The organism is Pseudomonas sp. BN415 (assembly GCF_029871195.1).
In the GTDB taxonomy this organism is placed as follows: domain Bacteria; phylum Pseudomonadota; class Gammaproteobacteria; order Pseudomonadales; family Pseudomonadaceae; genus Metapseudomonas; species Metapseudomonas resinovorans.
In genome coordinates this window covers 74795-96138 of record NZ_SSOK01000071.1, presented here as the reverse complement: position 1 = coordinate 96138, position 21344 = coordinate 74795, and the positions used below count along the sequence as shown (strand labels likewise).

At 60.0% G+C, this 21344-nt stretch carries 22 protein-coding genes and 2 pseudogenes; 12 read left to right on the top strand and 12 right to left on the bottom strand.

Annotated features, from left to right (window positions below; translation table 11 throughout):
• Window positions 1-152: 152 nt before the first annotated feature.
• Both E8F20_RS27625 and E8F20_RS27620 read right to left on the bottom strand, forming a co-directional pair.
• Complete coding sequence (locus tag E8F20_RS27625) at window positions 153-1088, bottom strand: LysR family transcriptional regulator (RefSeq protein ID WP_280286600.1); 936 nt, start codon at window positions 1086-1088, stop codon at window positions 153-155.
• Window positions 1089-1362: 274 nt separating this feature from the next.
• A complete protein-coding gene (locus tag E8F20_RS27620) occupies window positions 1363-2313 on the bottom strand; it encodes a GlxA family transcriptional regulator (RefSeq protein WP_280286599.1) in 951 nt (316 codons plus the stop codon).
• Window positions 2314-2511: 198 nt separating this feature from the next.
• Between E8F20_RS27620 and E8F20_RS27615 the strand changes: the two genes are divergently transcribed.
• Window positions 2512-3126: a DUF4157 domain-containing protein gene (locus tag E8F20_RS27615; RefSeq protein ID WP_280286598.1), complete on the top strand. Its 615-nt coding sequence runs from the start codon at window positions 2512-2514 to the stop codon at window positions 3124-3126.
• Between the two features lie 210 nt (window positions 3127-3336).
• Complete coding sequence (locus E8F20_RS27610) at window positions 3337-5040, top strand: BCCT family transporter (RefSeq protein ID WP_280286597.1); 1704 nt, start codon at window positions 3337-3339, stop codon at window positions 5038-5040.
• A 92-nt stretch (window positions 5041-5132) separates the two neighbouring features.
• Here the strand turns inward: E8F20_RS27610 and E8F20_RS27605 are convergent, their stop codons facing one another.
• Together E8F20_RS27605 and E8F20_RS27600 are read right to left on the bottom strand one after the other, a co-directional pair.
• Window positions 5133-6029, bottom strand: coding sequence for a LysR substrate-binding domain-containing protein (locus E8F20_RS27605; RefSeq protein WP_280286596.1), 897 nt, complete (start codon window positions 6027-6029; stop codon window positions 5133-5135).
• Between the two features lie 88 nt (window positions 6030-6117).
• Window positions 6118-6366 carry a hypothetical protein gene (locus E8F20_RS27600; protein WP_280286595.1) on the bottom strand — a complete coding sequence of 83 codons (249 nt, stop codon included), beginning with the start codon at window positions 6364-6366 and terminating at the stop codon, window positions 6118-6120.
• 115 nt (window positions 6367-6481) lie between these two features.
• On the opposite strand from E8F20_RS27600, the gene E8F20_RS27595 reads away from it, so the two are divergent.
• The 3 genes from E8F20_RS27595 to E8F20_RS27585 all read left to right on the top strand — a co-directional run bounded on the left by E8F20_RS27595 (window position 6482) and on the right by E8F20_RS27585 (window position 8962).
• Window positions 6482-7354, top strand: a complete 873-nt coding sequence (locus E8F20_RS27595; RefSeq protein WP_280286594.1) for a WYL domain-containing protein — start codon at window positions 6482-6484, stop codon at window positions 7352-7354.
• A gap of 447 nt (window positions 7355-7801) precedes the next feature.
• Window positions 7802-8296 (top strand): BRO family protein, encoded by a 495-nt coding sequence (locus E8F20_RS27590; protein WP_280286593.1) that lies wholly within the window; start codon window positions 7802-7804, stop codon window positions 8294-8296.
• Window positions 8297-8473: 177 nt separating this feature from the next.
• On the top strand, window positions 8474-8962 hold the full coding sequence (locus tag E8F20_RS27585) for a GNAT family N-acetyltransferase (RefSeq protein ID WP_280286592.1): 489 nt from the start codon (window positions 8474-8476) through the stop codon (window positions 8960-8962).
• 70 nt (window positions 8963-9032) lie between these two features.
• Here E8F20_RS27585 and E8F20_RS27580 read toward each other — a convergent pair whose 3' ends face one another.
• Entirely contained in the window at window positions 9033-9452 is a 420-nt protein-coding gene (locus E8F20_RS27580) for a PaaI family thioesterase (RefSeq protein ID WP_280286591.1), read from the bottom strand.
• Between the two features lie 23 nt (window positions 9453-9475).
• On the bottom strand, window positions 9476-10300 hold the full coding sequence (locus tag E8F20_RS27575; RefSeq protein WP_280286590.1) for a helix-turn-helix transcriptional regulator: 825 nt from the start codon (window positions 10298-10300) through the stop codon (window positions 9476-9478).
• 450 nt (window positions 10301-10750) lie between these two features.
• On the opposite strand from E8F20_RS27575, the pseudogene E8F20_RS27570 reads away from it, so the two are divergent.
• From E8F20_RS27570 to E8F20_RS27545, 6 genes and pseudogenes are all read left to right on the top strand, one after another.
• Window positions 10751-11140: pseudogene (locus E8F20_RS27570) on the top strand (transposase); the annotation flags it as partial.
• Between the two features lie 303 nt (window positions 11141-11443).
• The gene (locus E8F20_RS27565; protein ID WP_280286589.1) at window positions 11444-12133 is read left to right on the top strand and encodes an iron-containing redox enzyme family protein; all 690 of its coding nucleotides are present in this window, start codon (window positions 11444-11446) and stop codon (window positions 12131-12133) included.
• A gap of 21 nt (window positions 12134-12154) precedes the next feature.
• A complete protein-coding gene (locus E8F20_RS27560) occupies window positions 12155-12820 on the top strand; it encodes a hypothetical protein (RefSeq protein ID WP_280286588.1) in 666 nt (221 codons plus the stop codon).
• The gene (locus tag E8F20_RS27555; RefSeq protein ID WP_280286587.1) at window positions 12807-13541 is read left to right on the top strand and encodes a class I SAM-dependent methyltransferase; all 735 of its coding nucleotides are present in this window, start codon (window positions 12807-12809) and stop codon (window positions 13539-13541) included. The genes E8F20_RS27560 and E8F20_RS27555 overlap by 14 nt, the downstream gene beginning before the upstream one ends.
• Window positions 13541-14569 (top strand): alkane 1-monooxygenase, encoded by a 1029-nt coding sequence (locus E8F20_RS27550; RefSeq protein ID WP_280286586.1) that lies wholly within the window; start codon window positions 13541-13543, stop codon window positions 14567-14569. Before E8F20_RS27555 ends, E8F20_RS27550 begins: the two co-directional genes overlap by 1 nt.
• 2 nt (window positions 14570-14571) lie before the next feature.
• Window positions 14572-15015: a PaaI family thioesterase gene (locus E8F20_RS27545; RefSeq protein WP_280286585.1), complete on the top strand. Its 444-nt coding sequence runs from the start codon at window positions 14572-14574 to the stop codon at window positions 15013-15015.
• A 383-nt stretch (window positions 15016-15398) separates the two neighbouring features.
• Here the strand turns inward: E8F20_RS27545 and arsJ are convergent, their stop codons facing one another.
• From arsJ to E8F20_RS27515, 6 genes and pseudogenes are all read right to left on the bottom strand, one after another.
• Window positions 15399-16628 carry an organoarsenical effux MFS transporter ArsJ gene (gene arsJ / locus E8F20_RS27540; protein WP_280286678.1) on the bottom strand — a complete coding sequence of 410 codons (1230 nt, stop codon included), beginning with the start codon at window positions 16626-16628 and terminating at the stop codon, window positions 15399-15401.
• Window positions 16629-16718: 90 nt separating this feature from the next.
• A complete protein-coding gene (locus E8F20_RS27535) occupies window positions 16719-17723 on the bottom strand; it encodes an ArsJ-associated glyceraldehyde-3-phosphate dehydrogenase (protein WP_280286584.1) in 1005 nt (334 codons plus the stop codon).
• Between the two features lie 136 nt (window positions 17724-17859).
• Window positions 17860-18216 carry a metalloregulator ArsR/SmtB family transcription factor gene (locus tag E8F20_RS27530; RefSeq protein WP_280286583.1) on the bottom strand — a complete coding sequence of 119 codons (357 nt, stop codon included), beginning with the start codon at window positions 18214-18216 and terminating at the stop codon, window positions 17860-17862.
• 7 nt (window positions 18217-18223) lie between these two features.
• A pseudogene (locus E8F20_RS27525) lies at window positions 18224-18331 on the bottom strand (arsenate reductase ArsC); the annotation flags it as partial.
• 435 nt (window positions 18332-18766) lie between these two features.
• Window positions 18767-19966: an MFS transporter gene (locus E8F20_RS27520; RefSeq protein WP_280286581.1), complete on the bottom strand. Its 1200-nt coding sequence runs from the start codon at window positions 19964-19966 to the stop codon at window positions 18767-18769.
• A complete protein-coding gene (locus tag E8F20_RS27515; protein WP_280286580.1) occupies window positions 19963-20103 on the bottom strand; it encodes a hypothetical protein in 141 nt (46 codons plus the stop codon). The genes E8F20_RS27520 and E8F20_RS27515 overlap by 4 nt, the downstream gene beginning before the upstream one ends.
• Window positions 20104-20246: 143 nt before the next feature.
• On the opposite strand from E8F20_RS27515, the gene E8F20_RS27510 reads away from it, so the two are divergent.
• Window positions 20247-21344 carry an efflux RND transporter periplasmic adaptor subunit gene (locus E8F20_RS27510; RefSeq protein ID WP_280286579.1) on the top strand — a complete coding sequence of 366 codons (1098 nt, stop codon included), beginning with the start codon at window positions 20247-20249 and terminating at the stop codon, window positions 21342-21344.

The following is a 21344-nucleotide window of genomic DNA, read 5'->3' as shown; positions in this document are numbered from 1 at the left end:
TCGGCGACGGCTCTTGTCGGAGGGGTCTTGGCTCATGAACAGGTCCTCGGTCGGTGGGCGCCGGAGCGGTGGCACAGGTCGGACCCCGAGCACGCCGTCTCCCGGCGGAAAGCGATTGCACGTCTCTGCCCTCTCGCACTGGCGCGACCGTGCTAGACGGCTTCCGGTTCACCCAGCTCATGCAGCGAGCGCGACATGTGCCGGTAGATGTGATTGCGCAGCCAGCGCTCGGCCGGGTCGTTGTCATGCGCGCCACTCCAGACCATGGAGAGTTCGGCAGGGGCGATGGGAAACGGGGGATCCTCGGCACGCAGGCAGGTGCCCTCCACCAGCGCGCAGGCGGCGTAGTCGGGCACGGTGGCGATCAACTCGGTGCGCGCCAGCAACGAGCGCAGGCCACTGAACTGCGGCACTGCCAGCACCACGTTGCGGCTGCGCTCCACCCGCTGCAGGTCCAGGTCGATGTTGCCGCACAGGTCCCCGGAGAAGGACACCATGGCATGGGGCCGCTCGCAATAATCGTCCAGGGTCAGTGGCTCCGGCCGGTCGTCGCCACGCAACACCTTGCAGGGGATGTCCCGCAGCTTGCGGCGCTTGGCGTTGGCCGGCAGGTCCTGGGTGTAGCTGACTCCCACGGAAATCTCCCCGGAGGCCAGCAGCGAGGGGATCAGCAGGTAGTTCACCCGGCGCACCACCACCTTGATGCTTGGCGCCTCTTCGCGCAGCCGCCGCAGCAGTTCGGGAAACAAGCCGAACTCGGCATCGTCGGAGAGGCCGATGCGGAACACCTCGCGACTGCTGGAGGGGTCGAACTCCCGGGCACGGCTCACCGCACCGGAAATGGCATCCAGGGCCGGACGCAGTTCCTTGAGGATGGCCTGCGCCCTGGGCGTCGGCTCCATGCCGCGTCCCTGGCGGATCAGCAACGGGTCATCAAAGAGGTCGCGCAAGCGCGCCAGCGAGGCGCTCACCGCGGACTGGCCCAGGAAGAGCTTCTCAGCCACGCGCGTCACGTTCTTCTCGAACATCAGGGCTTCGAACACCACCAGCAGGTTGAGGTCGACGCGGCGCAGTTCGTTTCGGTTCATGGAGCCATCCTGGTGGAGGAATCGGTGTCGTGGTGATGGGGCGGGTCTGGCAGGAACTTCCAGGCCCGATTGAATGTAGGCCATGGCCAGAGGCACGGCAGTGCCAGGTTGGCAGTCGCCCCCGTTCATCACCGGTGAGCGCAAGCGGCCGCATGGGCAGGCGTGCGCCCGGCTCTCGACGAATGGCTTTATCTTGTCACTTGGAGACTGGGCGACAACCGCGCTGCAGGGCCGGGTACGGACATCGAAGTGCCCGATGCGGACACGCACTCACTCAATTGAACTGAAGGCGGTACTGCATTGGGGTCAGCCCCAGCCGCTCGACGAAGCGCTGGCGCATCAGTCGCACGCTGCCAAAGCCGCTGCGAAAGGCGATGGTCTTCAGTGGCAGGTCACTGGACTCGAGCAGGCTACGGGCCTGGTCGATACGAGCGTTCTGCAGGAACTCCATGGGCGTCATCTGCACTTCGCGGGCGAACAGACGGGCGAAGTGGCGCGGACTCATGGCGGCGATCTCAGCCATCCGCGCGATGCTGAAGGACTCATCAAGGTGCTCCAGCACGTAGTTCTGCACCCGACTGATGGGCGTCTCATGGGGGGTGATGTTGGCCACCAACGGGCTGAACTGAGCCTGCCCACCCTGCCGGCTCATGACCACCAGCAGCACCTTGGCGACGTCCAGGGCGACCTTGCGGCCATGGTCCAGGGCCACCATGGACAGCGCCAGGTCGATACCGGCGGTGACACCACCCGAGGTCACCAGGCGACGGTCCTCGAGGAATATCTGGTCCGTCTCCACACGCGCCTTTGGGAAGGCCTTGATCAGGCGCTCCGTGTAATGCCAGTGGGTGGTCACCCGATGGCCGTCCAGCAGGCCGGCATGGCCGAGGATGAAGGTACCGGTGCAGATGGAGCCATAACGCCCGGCCCGCTCGCTCGCGCCACGCAGCCAGGTCAGCAGCTCGGGATGCTGGTGGTTGTAGGCACCGGGGCCACCGGGTACCAGCAGCAGGTCGTAGCTGCCGGTGGCCTGCTCGAGGGTGAACTCCGCCTGCATCAGCGCGCCGTTGGACGCACGCAGGGGGCCGGATTCGGTGCCGATGATGGTGATGCGGTAGTGCTTGTCCGGTGCCAGATAGCGGTTGGCGATCGAGAAGACTTCCAGGGGGCCGGCGATATCCAGGAGCAGGAAGTCCGGATACAACACCATCGCTATAGTTTTCATGGACTTAGACATACCAATGCGGGACAGCGAGGAGCATGGGGGAAGACGTGATGAGACGCAATTGCGAATTCACGGTACAGGACCTGATCGACCAGCTTCCGCCTGACGCCTGGCCGACAGCCGGATGGGGATTGCGCAACCAATTCCCGCCGCCGCTGTCCATAATGGTGCGCTCCGTCAGCGCTTCCGGGAGGCCCCTTGTTCGCTGTATCCGCTCGTACATTGCTTCGCCAGACCATTCTCGCCCTGCCCTTCATCTCCACCGCCGCCCTCGCCTGCCCCACCGGGCAATCGCAGGTGTGCGTGGTGACCTGCTTCTGTGCGCCAGGTGCGCAGGGCGATATGGCGCCGCTGCTGGAAAGCGTCAACCAAGTGGCCGCCGCCAGCCTGCAGCAGTGGATCGTGCAATCTCGAAGCAACATGCTTGCCACCCAGTTGCAGCCGATTCCGCTGCATATCCGCGCGCAACTGGAGCCCTACTACGACCTGCGAGTGCTGGACACGGCGCGCTACAAGGTGGGCGTCGACGCCGAGATGAATGCCGCCAACACCCTGATGCAGAACCCCGACGTGGAAGCGGTGACCCTGGTGGACGTGATCGTCTTCCGCAACGAGGACGACGCGCAGAACAACGTCGCGCTGTGGGCCCACGAACTCCATCACGTGAAGCAGTACCTGGACTGGGGCGTGGCAGATTTCGCCCGCCGCTATACCCGCGACTACAACGCGGTGGAAGCGCCGGCCTACAAGATCCAGGGCGAAGTGGCGCGGGCGCTCAAGCCGACGGTGGCGAGTAGCGGCAAGGCACTCTGAGCCAGCTTGCTGGTGGCTTGGGCGGAGATCACGATGGTGGGCTTCAGCCCACGCAATGCGCGGCCAGGAAGGCGTCACCCATGCCGAAATATCATCGAGGCATGACGAAAAATGACTTGTCCGACAATCCCCTCTAGCTCCATTTTGTCGCTCTAGATTGGGCCCTTGCGCCCCGTAGAAACCCTTGAACAAGAACAAAAGGGGATATAGATGCGTGCAGAATCGGGCCTGTTCAAGGGCCTCAATCCCACGGTGACGCTCGGCTCAGTGCTGATCGTGATCGCCTTCGTCGTGAGCTGCGTACTGCAGGCCGAGCAGGCAGGGGACGTGTTCAAGGCCACTTCCAGCTTCGTCCTGCAGCAGTTCAAGTGGTTCTACCTGGCGCTGGTCACGGGTGTGCTGGGGCTGCTGATCTACCTGGCCATGAGCCGCTTCGGGCACATCAAGCTTGGGCGTGACGAGGACGAACCCGAGTTCAGCTTCGGTTCCTGGATTGCCATGCTGTTCAGCGGTGGCATGGGCATCGGGCTGATCTTCTGGTCAGTGGCCGAACCCATGTCCCACTACGCCGGCAACCCCTTCGCCCAAGCGCTGAGCGACGAAGCCGCCACGACCGCCATGCGCATCACGCTGTTCCATTGGGGTCTGCATCCGTGGGCGATCTTCACCATCGTCGGCCTGGCGCTGGCCTACTTTGCCTATCGCAAGGGCCTGCCGCTGACCATGCGCTCGATCCTCTACCCGCTGATCGGCGAGCGCATCCACGGGCCGCTTGGCCATGTTGTGGATATCACCGCCGCCGTGATCACCGCCTTTGGCGTATCCCTTTCCCTGGGCATGGGGGTGGTGCAGATGAACACCGGCCTGGCCCAGGTGTTCGATCTACCGGTGAACCTCAATGTGCAGGTAGGCCTGGTGATCGCCATCAGCCTGGTCACTACCCTTTCCGTGATGGCCGGTGTGTCCCGCGGCATGAAGATTCTCTCGGAATGGAACATGATCCTCTCCGTCGTCCTGGTGGCCGCCGTGCTCTGCCTGGGGCCGACCCGTTACATCCTCAACCTCATGCTGGAAAGCACCGGCGACTACGCCCAGAACATCATGCACCTGAGCTTCTGGAGCGACGCCCAGAAGGACGACGGCTGGCAGAACCTGTGGACCGCGTTCTACTGGTCCTGGTGGCTCACCTGGGGCCCCTTCGTCGGCCTGTTCATCGCGCGGATATCCAAAGGCCGTACCGCTCGTGAGCTGATCGTCGGTGCGCTGCTGGTGCCGACCCTGGTCACCATCGTCTGGATGTCGGTGTTCGGCGGATCGGCACTCAAGGCCGAACAGGATGACCGCCTCCAGCACGAGCAGCGCGTCGCCGCTGGCGAGCTGACCGGCCCTCAGGCCGAGTTCAAGGGCGGCACCGTGCTGCAGGCCACCCAGCAGGAAACCACCTCGGCCATGTTCGTGCTGATGGAGCGGATTGATACGGGGCTGCTGGGCAAGGCGTTGAGCATCCTGATCTGCATCCTTCTGGCGACCTACTTCATCACCTCGGCGGACTCCGGCACCCAGGTGCTCTGCACGCTCAACTCCAACGGCAGCGTCGACCCACCCAAGAGCATCCGCCTGGTCTGGTGCGTGCTCCAGGCCGGCATCGCCATTGCCCTGCTGCTGGCTGGCGGACTGACAGCGATCCAGATGGCCAGCATCGCCGCCGGGCTGCCCATCGCGCTGTTCGTCCTGCTGCTCAGCTACACGCTGATGCGCTGCCTGCGCGAAGAGCCGCTGGGCGCCCTGCCCGGCCATCCAGGCGGACGTCGCCTCCCCGGCCAGGCGCCCCACCTGGTGGACGCCCTCGCCAGCGGCCAGCCCCAGCGCAACATCGACCCAGCGGGCGCCCTTACCGCGCGCAAGCAGGTCTGACTAACCGCAATGCGAAACCCATTGGCTGCCAACAGCATGGGTTTCGCAGCGCTCTACCCCAGCCTACGGCGGTGCTAACCAGGCGCCCCAGGTCACACGCTCTCCGTCAGCCACTGGCGGAACTGCCGCACGCTCTGCCTCGGACTGCCCGGACCGGCGCGTTCCAGCAGGCAGAAACTCCCCTCGGTCTTCAGCGCGAGGCTGTTCGGTCGCACCAGGGCGCCGGTCAGCAGGTGGTCGTCCACCAGTTGATGCCAACCCAGCGCGACCCCTTGCCCACAGAGGGCCGACTGGATCAGCAGGCTGTAGCTGTTGATATTGATCCGCTGGCGCGGCATCAGCGGGCCAAGGCCGAGTCGATCAAGCCATTCCGGCCAGCCGATCCAGTCACGCTGGGTGGCCTCCAGCCAGAGCCAGGTACAATCGGCCAGCCCGTCCACCGTCGTCAATTGCGGGTGGCGTGCCAGGTAGGCCGGGCTGCATACGGGGAAGACTTCTTCGGCGAACAGCGGCGTGCTCCGCATGTCCTTCGGCGGCTTGCTGCAGTAGTAGAGCGCGAGATCGCACTCCAGGCGGGAAAAGTCCCGGACCTGATCGTCAGCGACGATGCGCAGGTCGATGTCTTCGAAACGGCTCTTGAATTGCGGCACGCGCGGCAGTAGCCAATGCGCCGCCAGCGCCGTGCTGGTGACCACCGTCACTTGCTGGTCACCCCGCCAATGACGGATTTCGTCCGTGGAACGGGCAACGTGCAGCAGGCTGTCGCGCACGGTTTCGTAGTAGCGGCTGCCCGTGGGCGTGAGGTGAATGGTACGCGTACCGCGCTCGAACAGCGGCTTGCCCAGGTACTCTTCCAGGTGACGTACCTGGCGGCTGATGGCGCCCTGGGTGACATTCAGTTCGCTCGCGGCGTGCGTGAAGCTCAGGTGCCTGGCGGCAGCCTCGAAGGCGACCAGGCTGTTCAAGGGAGGCAGAGGATGGATCTTCATGATTCAGACCAGCGGCGATGGATGCTCTCATCGATGGCGCGATCTTAAGGCCCCGTTCCGCTGTCGTCGCCGAAGCTGGCGGGGATAGCTATCCCGGTGTCGCAGACGGCTTGGTCAAGTACTGGCCAGTCGCCTGCAAGGCCGCACGCAGCTCGCGATTTTCCCGACGCAGCATCTCGTTAGCGGCTTGCAGCCCCTCCAGACGTCCACGCATGTCCGCCAGCACCTCCTGCCCGTAGCACACCCGCAGTTCCTGCCAGAACAGGGCCAGCATCAGCAGCACAATCAGCAGGATCGCACCGCCGAGCAAGGCCCAGGTCAGTTCCATTGCGTTCATCCCTGTCTCCAGAATGGGCCGTCTTGCCCAATGACGCGAAGATATGTAGCGTCACAAGACAGGTCTAGAATGTAGATGTGTACAGGTAAACTTTTGGCACGGATGGAGGCACGCCATGAAACGCAAGCAGTCGATCGAACACGTGCGCTGGGACCTGGCCCTGCGCTACCGCCTGATCGAGACCGTTGTCTGGTGGGAGGGGCGCCTGACCACCAACCACCTGATGCAGAGCTTCGGCATCAGCCGCCAACAGGCGTCCAAGGACATCAACACCTACATCGGTGAACATGCGCCCAAAAACCTGACATATGACAAGCACCTGAAAGGCTATGTCCCCAGCAAGCAGTTCCGTCCGCTGTTCATCGACGACAGCGCCGATGCCTATCTCCACCTGCTCAACCACAACCACGAGCGCGCGCCCCATATCGAGGGCCTGGCCCTGGCCTACGCCCACACCGACGTGCTCAAGGTGCCAGACCGTTCGGTACGCCCCGAAGTGCTGCGGCCGCTGCTCAAGGCCTGTCGGGAAGGACTGCGGCTGGAAACCGAGTACGTCTCCCTGGCCAACCCCACGCCGGAAATCCGCCTGATCGCCCCACACACCCTGGTCTACACCGGCATGCGCTGGCATGTACGCGCCTACTGCGAGAAGAATCGCGCCTACCGCGACTTCGTCCTCAGCCGCCTGCGTGGCGTGCCGGAGCTGCTGGACGCCTCGGAACACAGCCGCGAGCAGGACCAGGGCTGGAATACCCAGGTGCAAGTGATCATCGAGCCGGACCCGCGCCTGAAACCGGCGCAGAAGACGCTGATCGAAATCGACTACGGCATGCAGGACGGCCGCCTGGTGCTGGATACCCGTGGCGCCCTGGTGCAATACGTGCTGCAGCGCTACCAGATCGACCCGAACAAGCTGCAGGCCAAGGCTGTGGCCCAACAGATAGTCGCTGCCAACCTGGAAGAGCTGGAGCGCTGGCTGTACAGCTGAGCGCCGCTTTACTCCCCTCCCCCTCCGGGAGAGGGCTGATCGGCCGGGCTCGGTATCACCGGCTCATCGCGGGCCCGCGACCTACGCACCTGCACCGCATCCGCTTTCGCCGTCCTACAGAGAAATTTCCCACGCACCAGTAACCTTGAGGGCCTACAAGCGCGCTCGATAGTGTTCCGGTCCGCCACGGTCAATCCCGTGGCCGGGTTTGACAGCCCGTTGTCCAGGCGCGATTGCGCCAACCGGTGCATGCGAGGAACAGCGAAGGTTCTTTGCAGGCTCTGATACGCATGCAGTATTTGCTGCAACGCTTCATGGCAGATCGCGCGGGGAGATCCTCGTGATCTGCCGGATCCTGGACCCGGTCTGTCAACCCCGCGCGGTCTGCCGCCCTTCGATTGACAGCGAACGACGGTAGCTCCTCAACCAGTCCCAGGAGTTACACCCATGCATGAAGCATTCACCCCCATCACCCTCCACCGCTACACCCGCCCCCTGCGCGGCGTGATGATCGACGGCCAGCCCTGGACCAGCGCCTTCGACTTCGCCCGGCTCATCGGCCACAAGCACCACCAGCGCCTCTATGACCAGATGGACCCCGACCAGCGCCGGACCCTGCGTTTCCTCTACGCCACCGGCAACGAAGAAGACGTACCCGTCATCAGCCAGTCCGCCACCTACCGCACCCTTTGCCGCTACTACCGCCCCGAAAACCGCAGCCTCCGATACTGGCTCGACCACGAATTCTTCCCCACCCTGCGCGACGCCGAAACCCTCGCCCCCAGCCAACCCAGACGCGTACTGATGAAATGGGACGGCCTGCGGCAAAGCCTGCTGGAATGGCAAGGAAGACTCTGGGTGCCCCTCGAAGAGCTCCCCCATTTCGCATCACAACAAGCCCCGCAAAGCGCCAGCCGCCTGCCGAGCAGGTGGCGAATCTGAAAACAAAGGCGCCGCCCATTGGCGGCGCCGTTGCCTGAACTGCGAACCGTAGCTTGGTGCAGAGCGCAGCGGAGGCCGAGTCCCACGACCGCTGTATGACGCGCTTTTATCCAATCTGTGTCTGTCACCCCGTTCTCGACCACCCTAGATTTGGATTTTTCCGTCCAGGTGCCCGCGATGAACGACATACCCGGCAACATCGACTTTGCAGGCTTGACGGCTCGCAGGCTCAGGCCCGATGACCTTGAGATCATCTGCGTGCACCGCGAGACGATGTTCCTCGAGGCTGAAGGCGATCCATCGAAATTGCGCCTGATGACCGAGCATTTCCGGCCCTGGCTGCAGCAACGCCTGCTCGACGGCCGCTACTACGGTTTCGCGCTGATGGACGCCGAGCAGCCTGCGGCGGCGATTGGCCTGATGAGTATCGACTGGCCCCCTCATCCGTCCCATCCAGCCTCGGACCAGCGCGGCTATGTGCTGAACGTATTCGTTGAACCTGCCTACCGGCGCCGGGGCTTGGCTTCCGCCCTGATGAAGCTGGCGGAAGCCGAGTTCGCCCAACGCAGTTTGAGTTTTGCCGTGCTGCACGCGACCAAGGCCGGCAAGCCGGTGTACGAGGGATTGGGCTGGTCGGGCACCGCCGAGATGGCGAAGACCCTTTGATCACTTGGCTGCACGAGCAACGGTCATGTGAACGAGGGCATCCTTACCATCAAAATAAAATGGAATGACCCTATAGTTTTCGGACTAGCGCCGTTGCGGTTGCAGTCGCGATAACTTTCCCGTCCTGTTCAAGTTCGCCAGAGAGAAAGCAAACTTGTCCGCCTCGTCTATCTACGCGCCCTCTCCCAATCAGCGTTCCTGTCCTAGCTGGCGTATGAAAGTTCACGTTCAAGTTCAGGGTTGGCGCAAACTCTCCCTCTTTGAGGGTCGCCGCAAGTGCTGGGCCCATCGTGTCATCTAGCATTGCTGCAAGAAACCCGCCTTGTACATTACCCACCGGGTTCGTAAAGGCCGCGGGAGCTTCAAATGAGACGTCAATGACTCCTTGACTGCCATCTACATTCAGGACTCTGATACCGAGCGTTTCAGCAGCCTTCGGTGGTGGCAAATGACCGTTTTGCACCAGCCAGAAAAAAGCGTTCTTGTCCATAGAGTACTCACCCAATTAGTCCATCAAATAGAAAAACGTTGACCCACAAAAGAAACAAGCTCCGTTCTATTGCTTGCCGACAATTTCTCCGAAGCATTATACAGGTGATTCCTAACAGTATTTGAGCTAATCCCGAGAATTAAGCCTATGTCTGCGTTGGTTTTCCCCTGACCAACCCAATAGATTATTTCTTCCTCACGCGCCGTCAGAGTTGCAATCTCTTCGTTCCCCACCATATGAAATTCACGATCAATGGTTTTAGGAATTGCGTAAAGTGCTTCATGCGTAAGCTCTGCAATATTATTTAGAAGATCTACCATCACACCATCAGACTCCGCCTGATAGTTGTAGAACCCAAAAATAGACATTCTACCCGTCACTTCATCTGAAAGACCATGAACAGCCATATTCCGATATCCGTGATTGAAGAAATTATCTTCCCATGCGGACCGCACTTCGCCAGACACCTTTACCAGCAACGGCTCACCCGAAGTAATCCAAGATAAAAGCGGAGGACTTTGTACCCCTCCTGCTCTATTTCTGATGCCTTCTCGATATGTCAGAGGGAGATTATGAGTAATCTCTAGCTCCAGAGATGTACCAAGGGAGTGGCATACCCCTTTCCCGAAGAAAGATGCATCAAATTTAACAGACCGACTCGTAAGCCGTTGAAAAAATCTAAGGAAATCCCTACAACCCTTAACTTTTCCTTGAACCAAGGCAGGGGAAGGATGTGAATCATCTAGTACAATGCTCTTCCGAATTTTACAAGCCACAATATAAACTCCTCCATTTGATTCAACCCACACATTTCCATCTACCGCACACCTATAGTAATCAGCTTTCATACCAGCACAAATTTTGATTACTCACTCTCACACCAATGAATATGGCTACGTGCAACTAGCCAGATATTTGGTGGGATTCGACTCAGGATGGACGTGACGTAAGACTGTAGCCGGGCGAAATTTTTACATGAATTTTTGAACTCCTAAAGTTTAGTGGCTTGTATCCGATGGAAGTGTAGGCTGCTTCCTTTTTCATCCTGCGGGCGGCCAATGCCGCACACTGCCCCCCATTTAAACTTGGTGGGTGGAAGACGGAGTTAACTCACGATCCGGCCTTCAGTCTCCCAGACGCACACCTGGACGAAGATGGACTCGAACTAGTGCAGTTTGTCGCAGTGGAAGGTAGCGTTTACCATGCCTTCGCCGGTGAAATCCCCGGCTTCCTGCAGGCCCCGATAATGGATCTTGAAACTTCCTCTTTCATGCACTTGGCCCGCACGGAAATGAATCGGCGCGAAAACCCACATTAGCTCTGCCGAAGAATCGGGCCTGATGCACAGCGCAGTAGTTACCGCAGCCGATTTCGCAAATATCACCCAGGACTACAAACTGCTGCACGACCAGGAAAGCGCGGTGTGTGCTGACGCCAGTTTTAACGGAGTTAAATAACAGCCTGAACATGAAGGTCGCAAAGTCATCTGGCAGATCTAGGCTCGGCGCAGCACCTACAAGAAGCATGGCAAGGGCAGTACCTCGTACAACGCTCCCCGCAAGATCGAGAAGGCCAAGGCCCAGATCCGTGCCAAAGTCGAATACCCGTTCCGCGTGGTTCAACGGCAGTTTGGCTAAACCAACGTGCGTCTCCGGGGCCTAGACAAAAACTCATCGCAGCTGGTGACCTAATTCGCTCTGTCGAACCACTCGATGGCGCACCGGCATTTTCGCCGAAGTGTACCTGCAATGCACGAAATGGCTGCCGCGAAGTGCTCGCAGCAGCGAAAAAGAAACGCGGATGATTTAAGTGTTATGGATCAATTGGCCGCGCTCAAAGAAAACCGGCACTGAAGTCCAGTCTGAAGCGAGAAACTTTCACAACCTATCCCATCCTTCCGCGCTCACCGGGCATCCTAGTACATTTTTCCTATTCAAATCCTTAGGTGGTGGCGACTATCGTTGAGGACTCCAATCTCACAGGGCCTCAATATGAATAAGTTTAATCTGATTGTTGAAAGAACAACGAAGGAATACAAGGAGTTTGTAGAGAGCAATCCACTGCTCAAGATCGTTGCGAGCGGCGACATGACCAAGAATCATTATGCAGCCTATCTTCGTGAGACCTACCATCTAGTGCGTCATACATCCCGAATGTTGGCATTGGGTGGCGCTCGCCTGACCGATGATCGTCGGGATCTCCGCAACTGGTTTTTTGAGCAGGTTCTTGAGGAAAACGGCCACGACCTCTTCTGCATCAAGGATCTCAAGAACATCGACCTCGATCCGGAGATCGTTCTCAACTCTCAGCCTTCCGCAGGCGCCTGGGGCTTGATCACACAGAACTATTTCATGGCAACGTACGGTAACCCTGTTGGCATCCTTGGGGTTGCCACAGCTACCGAGGGCCTTGGAGCCGATTTTGGAACCATGTTCGCTGATGTCATGGTGGAAAAATATGGGATGCCAAGTAATGCGGTGACCTTTCTGCGCAGCCACGGTGGCTTCGACGCGAAGCACCTGCAGGAAGCCGTTGATGCGATCGAACTGATTCATGACGACGAGGTAGAGCTCGTAGCACATGCGCGCCGGATGACTTTCCGGCTCTACGGCCAACTCTTCAATGACGTACTGGCGTCAGGCGAAATAGATCAACCGGCTCTTGAGTCGGTAGTGGCGTAATGCGCAAGCCGGAGCACTGAAATGAAAGATCATTATGACGCGGGTAATTATTCGGTTTTGGAGATCGATCGGTCGGATCTGGGCCTGATGAAGCAGTATGAAAAGATCCTCAGACAGTCATACGAAACGCTCGGTTTTTTCAAACCATCGATTTTACCTGGGCCAGACACCCAGTGCTTCGGCCTTTTCTTTAACGGAAATATGGAAGGGACGCTTGGCCTGTGCGAGCCCCAGCAGGACTCCGAAACTAAGCCATACCTTCGGTACCTGCCTGATATCGGGCAGATACCAAAGCTGCTTGAAGCAACGAACGTTGTTCTAACACCAAAGCTTCGCGGCAGCATTGCGATCGGCATTCTGCTGAGAGAAGCAGCAACGCGAGCAATCGATGGTGGCTTCGACTTCGTAGTTGGGATTACCCGATATCAGACGCTCAGATACTTTGTAGAGTTCGGCCTAGTCCCGATTGATCACCCTCCCCTGCACCTGTTGGGGCGAGACGACGTCGACGACTGGATCATGTATTACCGAACCAGTGAGAGGTCAGCAGCTGCCTACTTAAAAGAGCGTTCTGATCGATATTTTCACCAGCAAAAGACGATGAATGCAATTCGTCAGCGACGTAAACAAGCCGAAAGCCTGCACAACACGGTACGACACGGAATCCTGTCCCATGTCAGTGTTTGAAGAGCGGTTTGCAACGTATCGCCAGCAGCACCTCGGCCTGATTGGCAAGCTGATATATCGAGAGGAATCCGAAATTCTTGATCTGTTCCCCGACAGTGAGTCTGCAGCCGAGGTAGTCAAAGATCTGGAAGAGCTCGCAAGCTCTTCCGGCCTCCAACGAAAGCTGACCAAAATTGCTCTGAATCAACTGCGAATACAGCCCAATGACAAAGTTTCGGCAATCGAAGTCTGCGGTGGAAGCTGCTGGCTGCTCAGGAGCTTGTTGTTGAAAGCAGAAAATACTGGCTTACGCATCAACGCGATAGGAAGTGATATTTCACAGCGCCACATTGAGACGAACAAAGAAGAATTCGGAAACATGAATATTAAGTGGGCTATTGCCGACGCCACTGACCTCCCATACCCAGACGTGCATTTTGATCTCGCTCTCAACTGTCAGGCTCTACACCATTTTCCAGTGGACATGGTTATCAAACTTCTTACAGAGTTGAAGAGAGTTGCAAAAAAGGTTTTAATTTTCGACCTGAGACGCACATTTTACGGACCCACCTTCGTAAGGCTACTTTCCCCTTTCTACTCAAAAAGCTTCATAAACGACGGAATAATCTCGCACAGGCGCGCTTATAGCATCCAAGAGATGAGGTTTATTATTGAACTTGCCGACTTGCCATATAGCGTCACACCATTCACTCCAGTAGGCATGCTTGTGGAGTCCATCTGATGATTCGTAACTATGCGTATTGCCTTGCATTGCTTCATCCTTTGTCTGTTGGGCTCGGCTTGTGGATGGGTGGCAACTGGGTCTACTCCACTGTCATTCTAAGTGCAGTTGTCTACCCTGCTGTTGAGATACTGACAAAACCAACTGTACGCAAAAACAAAGTAACCAATCTCTCGACAGCACCTGAACTCCTCGCTCGAGCCACAGCTGCAGTCGTCATCATTGTGGTAATCATCACAATCGCCACAATCCCTTACGGCACATTTACAGTCGGCGAAAAGATCGTTCTGATTTACTCCTGCGGACTGTCCACAGGAATCGTTGGGATAGTTTTAGCTCATGAGTTATTTCATCGCCGACCTGCTGTTGATCGATATTTAGGAACCGCACTTATGTTTCTGGCGAGCTACCCTCACTTCAAACTTCAACATTTGTACAGCCACCACCCCAACGTAGCGACAGAGAGTGACCACTCCTCAGCTCAACGCGGCCAAACTATCTATATCTTTTACATTCGGTCAATTTTCTCCGGCGGAATGTCAGTATGGAAGAAAGAATGCAGCCGGTCTGCAATCCGCTCAAACCATAAATACCACCTTATTCACAACCGCGTTATCGCTCTATGGGGAATCCAGAGTTTAATCTACGCAGCAGTCCTACTCCTACTTGGGCCTATCGCGCTCGCTGTGTTCATGACGCAGGGCATCATTGCAATTTTTGTGCTTGAAACAGTTAACTATATTCAGCACTACGGACTGACGCGTAGTCCACACAGCCATCGCGCTGACTACACAAGCTCCTGGGACAATTACTCGCTAACCAATTATGCCCTATTTAACCTAGGGTATCATTCAGACCACCACGTTAATCCTGCCAAACCCTTCCAGTTACTGAGCCAACAACCTGCTGCACCTGTGATGCCTTACGGCTACTTCACCATGGCAGCAGTTGCTCTTACTCCACCGCTATGGCGCTGGATGATGGATGAGCGCTCTATAAATTTCACCAGAACAACTTTGCTGAGGTAGTTATGGACGACTTTGTGGCTGAGGACAATAAAAACCCTGATGGGTACGAACCGTTCCCCAAGCTTTTCCCCTACGACACCTTTGAGCAAACGGTTGGTCCGTTGTTACACAAGAACGAGGAAAATACTTGGTCATTTAAGTTCCTAGTACAGCAGAGGCATCTGAACCCGCTAGGGCGCCTGCATGGAGGAATGGTTATGACCTTCCTTGACCATACTCTAGGCGGCACCGCCTTTCACGCGGTTGGCAACAAGCCATGCATCACTGTGGGGTTGCACACTAACTTTGTTGCCGGAGCAAAAGCAGGTGACTGGGTTGTTGGCACTGCAACAGTCAACAGGATTACCGGTAACTTGGTATTCCTTTCTGGCGAGCTTCGGGTCAACGATAAGCTGATCGCCACAGCAGGCGGTGTCTGGCGATCGGTGGAGTTCGGAGCAAGCTAGAACTATACAAAATCCGGCGCGCAAGTAACACGGAACTCCTCCTTTGAGGTCGGCGATGTGTATAGGGAATTTTCCCGTCTTTGCGCGGCTGTTGTTTGCTTCACCAAACTGCCAACCACCATGAGGGCCGGTCACCATGGCCGCATTCGAAGAAATTTTCAGCAAGCTCATCCAAATCATCAAACAGGACTGAACAGCCGCGGGCACCTGCGAATGACTGGAGCAGCTCGAGCTCTATCGACCACAACTAGCAGGGATCGGACAGAGGCGGACGCTTGCGCATACCCACATCGAGTCGATCAAACAACTCCGGTTCGGTCGCCTTTCCCGCCTTCCGCTTCTCAAACCCAGCCGTGCTCAGAATCGCTCCAGCGATAACCCCGTCACGCCGACTGCAGGTTCTGCGAGTGCCTGGGCAAGCCGATGGAGATGGTTGCGGCCAACACCACGAAAGCCGTGGAGACCCACAAGCACGCCTCCAGCCCATAGGCCTGGTAGATCCAGCCGGACAGCAGGGTTCCGATCAGCCTCCCCAGCGCGTTGGACATGTAGTAGAAGCCCACGTCCAGGGATACGCCGTCTTCCTTGGCATAGCTGACGATCAGGTAGCTGTGCAGGGAGGAGTTCACGGCGAACAGCGCACCGAACAGCATCAGCCCACCCAGCAGCACCACCTGGGCCGACCAGCCGCTTGAAAGGCCAACCGCAATGGCGGCGGCTAACGCCGCCAGCAAGCTTGCCCATAGGAAAGCCGCGCGGCCGTCCGGTACATGCCCACGCCGTTTGCCGGTGATGGCCGGCGCAAAGGACTGCACGATGCCGTAGCCGATGACCCACGCGGCGAGGAAGCCGCCGACCAGCCAGAAGTCCCAGCCGAAAACGGTGCTCAGGTACACCGGCAGCGCGACCACGAACCAGACGTCGCGAGCCCCGAAGAGGAACAGCCGGGCCGCCGAGAGGATGTTGATGGCCCGACTCTTGGACAGCATGTCGCGGAACTTCGGCTTGACCTTGGCCTTGCCCAGATCCTTCTTCAGCAGCACCAGACTGCCGAGCCAGATCAAGCTCAGCACGACCGCCATGGCCAGGACCGCGCCCGTGAATCCCAGCAGGGCCAGCAGCGCCCCACCCAGGAAGAAGCCCACGCCCTTGAGCGCGTTCTTGGAGCCGGTGAGGATCGCCACCCACTTGTAGAGCGTGCCCTGCTGGCTGTCTGGCACCAGGAGCTTGATGGAGCTCTTGGCGCTCATTTTGTTGAGGTCCTTGGCGATGCCCGACAACGCCTGGGCACCCATCACCCAGGGGATGGTGAGCCAGGCGGCAGGCACCGTGAGCATCAGCAGCGCGATGACCTGCATCCCGAGGCCGATGTTCATGGTGCGGTTCAGCCCCACGCGCGCGCCGAGGTAGCCGCCCAGCAGGTTGGTGATGACACCGAAGATCTCGTAGAACAGGAACAGCGCGGCGATCTGAAGTGGCGTGTAGCCCAGGGTGTGGAAGTGCAGCACCACCAACATGCGCAAGGCACCGTCGGTGAGGGTGAAGGCCCAGTAGTTGCCGGTCACTAGCAGGTACTGGCGCACTTCAGGGGACAGGCCGGACAACGCCTTCATCGGGTTCCACTCCTGGCGGGTAGCCCGGATATCCATCCGGGGAAATGTGCTTCGGGGCATTCCCGGATTTCATGCGGGCTACCGGTGCGATCAACCGGCCAGACCGACCAGCCGGGCCAGCTCGACAGTGCGGTTGGCGTAGCCCCATTCATTGTCGTACCAGGCATAGAGCTTCACCTGGGTGCCGTTGACCACCATGGTCGACAGTGCGTCGATGATCGACGAGCGCGGGTCGGTGCGGTAGTCGATGGACACCAGCGGGCGCTCTTCATAGCCGAGAATGCCCTTCAGTTCATTCTCCGATGCTGCCCTGAGGAGCTGGTTGACCTCCTCCACCGTGGTTGCGCGTTCCACTTCGAACACGCAGTCGGTCAAGGATGCGTTGGCCAGCGGCACCCGCACGGCGTGACCATTCAAGCGGCCGCGCAGCTCGGGGAAGATCTCTGCGATGGCGGTGGCCGAACCGGTGGTGGTGGGAATCAGGCTCATGCCCGAGGCACGGGCGCGGCGCAGGTCCTTGTGCGGCTGGTCGAGAATGCTCTGGGTATTGGTCAGGTCGTGGATGGTGGTGATGGAACCGTGGCGGATGCCGAGGCTCTCGTGGATCACCTTGACCACCGGCGCCAGGCAGTTGGTGGTGCAGGACGCGGCGGTGACGATGCGGTGCTGCGCCGGGTCGAACAGGTGCTGGTTGACCCCCATCACTACGTTGAGCGCGCCCTTCTCCTTGACCGGCGCACTGACCACCACTCGCTTCACGCCCCGGTCCAGATAGGCCTGGAGCACGGCGACGGTTTTCATCTTGCCGCTGGCCTCGATCACCAGATCGCAATCGGACCAGTCGGTGTCGGCGATGGCTTTGTTGGCCGTGACCGGGATGCGCTTGCCGCCGATCAACACGCAGTCGCCTTCGGCACTGGCTTCGTGCTGCCAGCGGCCATGAACCGAATCGAAGTTCAGCAGATGGGCGTGGGTGGCGGCGTCACCCGCGACGTCATTGATGCGGACAAACTCGAACTCCGGCCAGTCCCAGGCAGCGCGCAGCGCCAGGCGACCGATGCGACCGAAACCGTTGATACCGACTTTGATGCTCATGCTCGTGTTCTCGAAAAAGTGCGTGGATCAAATGGAACGTTGTTCGATTTCCCCAGGGCAGCCCTGAGAATCCGATGGGTCGGCCAGACACCAGTGGGTCTTGATCACCGGGCCTGATAACGCCGGGCAGGCAAACTCAGCAGCAGGCAGCGACGCGCTCGGGACGCTCGCCCATGCCTTCCAGCCGCTTCGCGTCGGGGCTCAGCCAGTGCCGGTTGGCGTCCAGCGCCGTGGTCAGCACGCGGTGTACCCAGTCGGGCAGGTTGGGATGCAGGCGGTAGTAGACCCACTGGCCCTGACGGCGATCTGCCAATAGCCCGCAGGTGCGCAACTGCGCCAGGTGACGGGAAACCTTCGGCTGGCTCTCATCCAGTGCACAGGTGAGTTCGCAAACACACAACTCGTCCTCGCGGGTGATGAGTAGCATCAGGCGCACGCGGGTTTCGTCAGCCAGGCATTTGAATACAGTGGTGGGGGTCAGATGGTCGGCCATAGCGGTCTCAACGTTTGGTTTTCACCAGAACGAACATCTTGATGCGTTCATGGATGTCGTGAACGGTGTGGCGGAAAGCGTCGGGTCTGCTGCTGGTCATCGGGTTTTGGAAGTCATGACCATTTCTTCAAACAGATATGGTTTATCGAATATATGATTTTTCGAATATCAGGTAAAGCTATCCAACCGGATCACCCGATCTGAGCAGCGAGATTCTTGCCAGCAGGGTAATGAACCCGCACTGACCCGAGTACTTGCGCCTCTCTACTCCACGCAAAACATCCGAGAAACCGTATATTCGCACATCGTCATGAACCTGACATGACAGGGGAACCAGGTTCTGTCGCCCCTCGATCCCACAGAGGAGCCGAGCAATGAGGAAACTCACCTTGAGCGCGCTGTTGCTGATCGGCCTGTTTGGTAGTTGGACGCTACGGCTCGCCTATCAACGCTCAAATTCGACCGGCCCGGGTGTCCGGCGAACCGTCCCCTTGGCCGCCAGCGGATCAGCGCAAGGGCGAATCCATCCGCCCTTCCCGCGTCGATCGCCCTACCCCGCCGCTGATACCGCTGCGCTGCGCGGCTTGCGAGTCATCAGGGTGAACCCACTGATGGCGGCCAGGGCGAACAGCGATTGCAGGCCGATCATCGGCCAGGCGGTGCCATCCTGCAGGGCGCCGAGCAGCAGGCCGCTGCAGGTGGCGCCGAGCATCTGGGCGAAACCCATCAGGCCGGCGGCGAGACCCGCGCGGTGGGCGTTGGGCATGACCACGCCGGCTACCGACGCCGGGATCAGCATGCCGCCGCCCAGGGTCACCAGCACCTGCGGCAGCGAGAGGCCGAGCACCGACAACCCGAGCGTGGCATGCACCAGCAAGGTGGCAAGGGCCCCTGTTGCGACCAGGCTCACGCCGATGCCGACGATACGCTGCGGGCCCAGTTGCATGATCTTGCGCTGGGTGAACAGCGCCCCGGCGATCAACCCGGAAATGGTGGCGCCGAAGGCCAGGCCGTACTCGGCCGCGCTCAACCCCAGCAGGCCGATATAGACAGCCGAGGAACCGGCCACGACCGCGAACATCGCCCCGTAGGTGCCCGCCAGGGTGAACGCCAGGGCACGGCTGGAGCGCTGCTTGAGCAGGTCGAAGTAGTCCCGCGCCAGGGTCGCCGGATGACCGGCCTTAGGGTCGAGGCTGGGGTTGGATTCGCGGTAGTAGGCCAGCACCGCCAACAGAGCCAGGCTGCCAATGGTCAATGAGGCCAGGATGGGCGCGTGCCAGCCGCCCCATTGCGTGAGCAGGCCGCCCAGCATCGGGGCCAGGGCGATGGCACTGAGCATGCCGATCACGGTCATGGCCAGGGCCGGCGCGGCCTGGGCCTTCCACACATCGCGCACGATGGCCCGCGCCAACACCAGCGCGGCGCAGGCGCCGAGGCCCTGGGCCACGCGCCCGTAGATGAAGCCGGTCATGCTGTCGGCCAGCAGCATCCAGGCCGTGGCGACCAGGTACAGGCTCAGCCCACCGATCAGCACCGGGCGACGGCCAATGCGGTCGGACAGCGGGCCGAGCAGCAACTGCCCGACGCCAAAGGCGGCGACGAAGGCGGACAGCGCGGCCAGGCTGCCACCACGGGCGGCGCCCAGGCCCTGCTCGATGCTGCCCAGGGCGGGAATGATCAGTTGGGTGGATATCTCGCCCATGGCGGTCAGCACCATGAGGATCACCAGCAGCAGGCGTGACGGGTTCATGCGCGGACTCCTTCTACTTCGCCATCCAGCGCCAGGGCCATCAGCTGCCACTCCAGTGCCTGCCAGTCGTCATTGCTGATGGCGGACGGCGTACCGCAGTCCGCGATGCGTTCTACTGCGTGTTGTTCATTGTTCATCGCATGCACCTCCGTTGGTCGCTTCGCCCTTGGGCTGACGATTTAAATTACGAGTGACATATATACACGAAATTAGATTATGCCTATCATATTTTCGACCCACGGTATTTCCGCCCTGTGCCGCCGAACCAGAGGATCGCTCCATGAACCGTTCGCACGCCGCCCTTCTCGCCCTGATTCCTGCCGCCCTGCTGGCCCTGAGTGGCTGCAACAGTCAGGCCGACACCAGCGTCTCGGCGCCGCAACCGCGCGCTGTCCTGGTGGCGGAGGTGCAAGCCGCCGCCCAGCAGGACGCCCTCTACACCGGCGTGGTGGCAGCGCGTACCGCCAGCGACCTGGGTTTCCGCGTCGGCGGCAAAGTGATCGCCCGCAAGGTGGACCCGGGCACCCGCGTCAAACGTGGCGACGTGCTGTTGGTGCTGGACAACACCGACTTCGAACTGGCCCTGCGCGCCGCACGCAACCGCGTTACCGCCGCCGAAGCCGAACTGCGCCAGGCGCGTGATGACGAATCCCGCTACCGCCGTCTGGCCGGCACCGGCGCTGTTTCCCGCCAGATATTCGATCAGGCCGCCACACGCCTGCGGGTGGCCCAGGCCGAGCAAGCCGCTGCCACCTCCGAAGCCGCCCAGGTGGAAAACCGCCGCGCCTACTCGACCTTGAAGGCCGATGCCGACGGCGTGATCACCGACGTGCGCGTGGACCGCGGACAGGTGGTCGCTGAAGGTCAGGTGGTTGCCAGCCTGGCCCATGACGGCGCTCGCGAAGCGGTGATCGACATCCCGGAAACCCAGCGCGCCCTGGCCAGCCACGCGGCCCGTGCCTATCCCTACGGCGCCGCGGCTGAGGCGGTGCCCGCCACCCTGCGCGAACTCTCCGCCGCAGCGGACGCCACCACGCGCACCTTCCGTGCTCGCTACACCCTGGGCGGGGAATCAGCTGCCCTGGCCATCGGTTCCACAGTCACCCTGCGCCTGGATGGCGCGGCCCAGCAGAAGCTGGTGCGCGTGCCGCTGGGCGCCCTGCATGACAAGGGCCAGGGCGCCGGTGTCTGGGTGATTGGCAAGGACAACAACGTGGAGTTGCGACCGGTACGCGTGGTGCGACTGGAGCAGGAAGAGGCCGTGCTGGAAGGTGGCGTGCAACCCGGCGAGCGCATCGTCGCCCTCGGTGCCCACCTGCTGAACACCGGCGACAGCATCCGCGAACTGCCGGCGCCGTCGCTGGCCCTGGAGCACTGA

Coding starts and splice junctions, on each gene's coding strand:
- E8F20_RS27625 (WP_280286600.1), bottom strand. CDS start 1,088: ATGAACCGAAACGAACTGCGCCGCGTCGACCTCAACCTGCTGGTGGTG.
- E8F20_RS27620 (WP_280286599.1), bottom strand. CDS start 2,313: ATGAAAACTATAGCGATGGTGTTGTATCCGGACTTCCTGCTCCTGGAT.
- E8F20_RS27610 (WP_280286597.1), top strand. CDS start 3,337: ATGCGTGCAGAATCGGGCCTGTTCAAGGGCCTCAATCCCACGGTGACG.
- E8F20_RS27605 (WP_280286596.1), bottom strand. CDS start 6,029: ATGAAGATCCATCCTCTGCCTCCCTTGAACAGCCTGGTCGCCTTCGAG.
- E8F20_RS27600 (WP_280286595.1), bottom strand. CDS start 6,366: ATGAACGCAATGGAACTGACCTGGGCCTTGCTCGGCGGTGCGATCCTG.
- E8F20_RS27595 (WP_280286594.1), top strand. CDS start 6,482: ATGAAACGCAAGCAGTCGATCGAACACGTGCGCTGGGACCTGGCCCTG.
- E8F20_RS27590 (WP_280286593.1), top strand. CDS start 7,802: ATGCATGAAGCATTCACCCCCATCACCCTCCACCGCTACACCCGCCCC.
- E8F20_RS27585 (WP_280286592.1), top strand. CDS start 8,474: ATGAACGACATACCCGGCAACATCGACTTTGCAGGCTTGACGGCTCGC.
- E8F20_RS27580 (WP_280286591.1), bottom strand. CDS start 9,452: ATGGACAAGAACGCTTTTTTCTGGCTGGTGCAAAACGGTCATTTGCCA.
- E8F20_RS27575 (WP_280286590.1), bottom strand. CDS start 10,300: ATGAAAGCTGATTACTATAGGTGTGCGGTAGATGGAAATGTGTGGGTT.
- E8F20_RS27565 (WP_280286589.1), top strand. CDS start 11,444: ATGAATAAGTTTAATCTGATTGTTGAAAGAACAACGAAGGAATACAAG.
- E8F20_RS27560 (WP_280286588.1), top strand. CDS start 12,155: ATGAAAGATCATTATGACGCGGGTAATTATTCGGTTTTGGAGATCGAT.
- E8F20_RS27555 (WP_280286587.1), top strand. CDS start 12,807: ATGTCAGTGTTTGAAGAGCGGTTTGCAACGTATCGCCAGCAGCACCTC.
- E8F20_RS27550 (WP_280286586.1), top strand. CDS start 13,541: ATGATTCGTAACTATGCGTATTGCCTTGCATTGCTTCATCCTTTGTCT.
- E8F20_RS27545 (WP_280286585.1), top strand. CDS start 14,572: ATGGACGACTTTGTGGCTGAGGACAATAAAAACCCTGATGGGTACGAA.
- arsJ (WP_280286678.1), bottom strand. CDS start 16,628: ATGAAGGCGTTGTCCGGCCTGTCCCCTGAAGTGCGCCAGTACCTGCTA.
- E8F20_RS27535 (WP_280286584.1), bottom strand. CDS start 17,723: ATGAGCATCAAAGTCGGTATCAACGGTTTCGGTCGCATCGGTCGCCTG.
- E8F20_RS27530 (WP_280286583.1), bottom strand. CDS start 18,216: ATGGCCGACCATCTGACCCCCACCACTGTATTCAAATGCCTGGCTGAC.
- E8F20_RS27520 (WP_280286581.1), bottom strand. CDS start 19,966: ATGAACCCGTCACGCCTGCTGCTGGTGATCCTCATGGTGCTGACCGCC.
- E8F20_RS27515 (WP_280286580.1), bottom strand. CDS start 20,103: ATGAACAATGAACAACACGCAGTAGAACGCATCGCGGACTGCGGTACG.
- E8F20_RS27510 (WP_280286579.1), top strand. CDS start 20,247: ATGAACCGTTCGCACGCCGCCCTTCTCGCCCTGATTCCTGCCGCCCTG.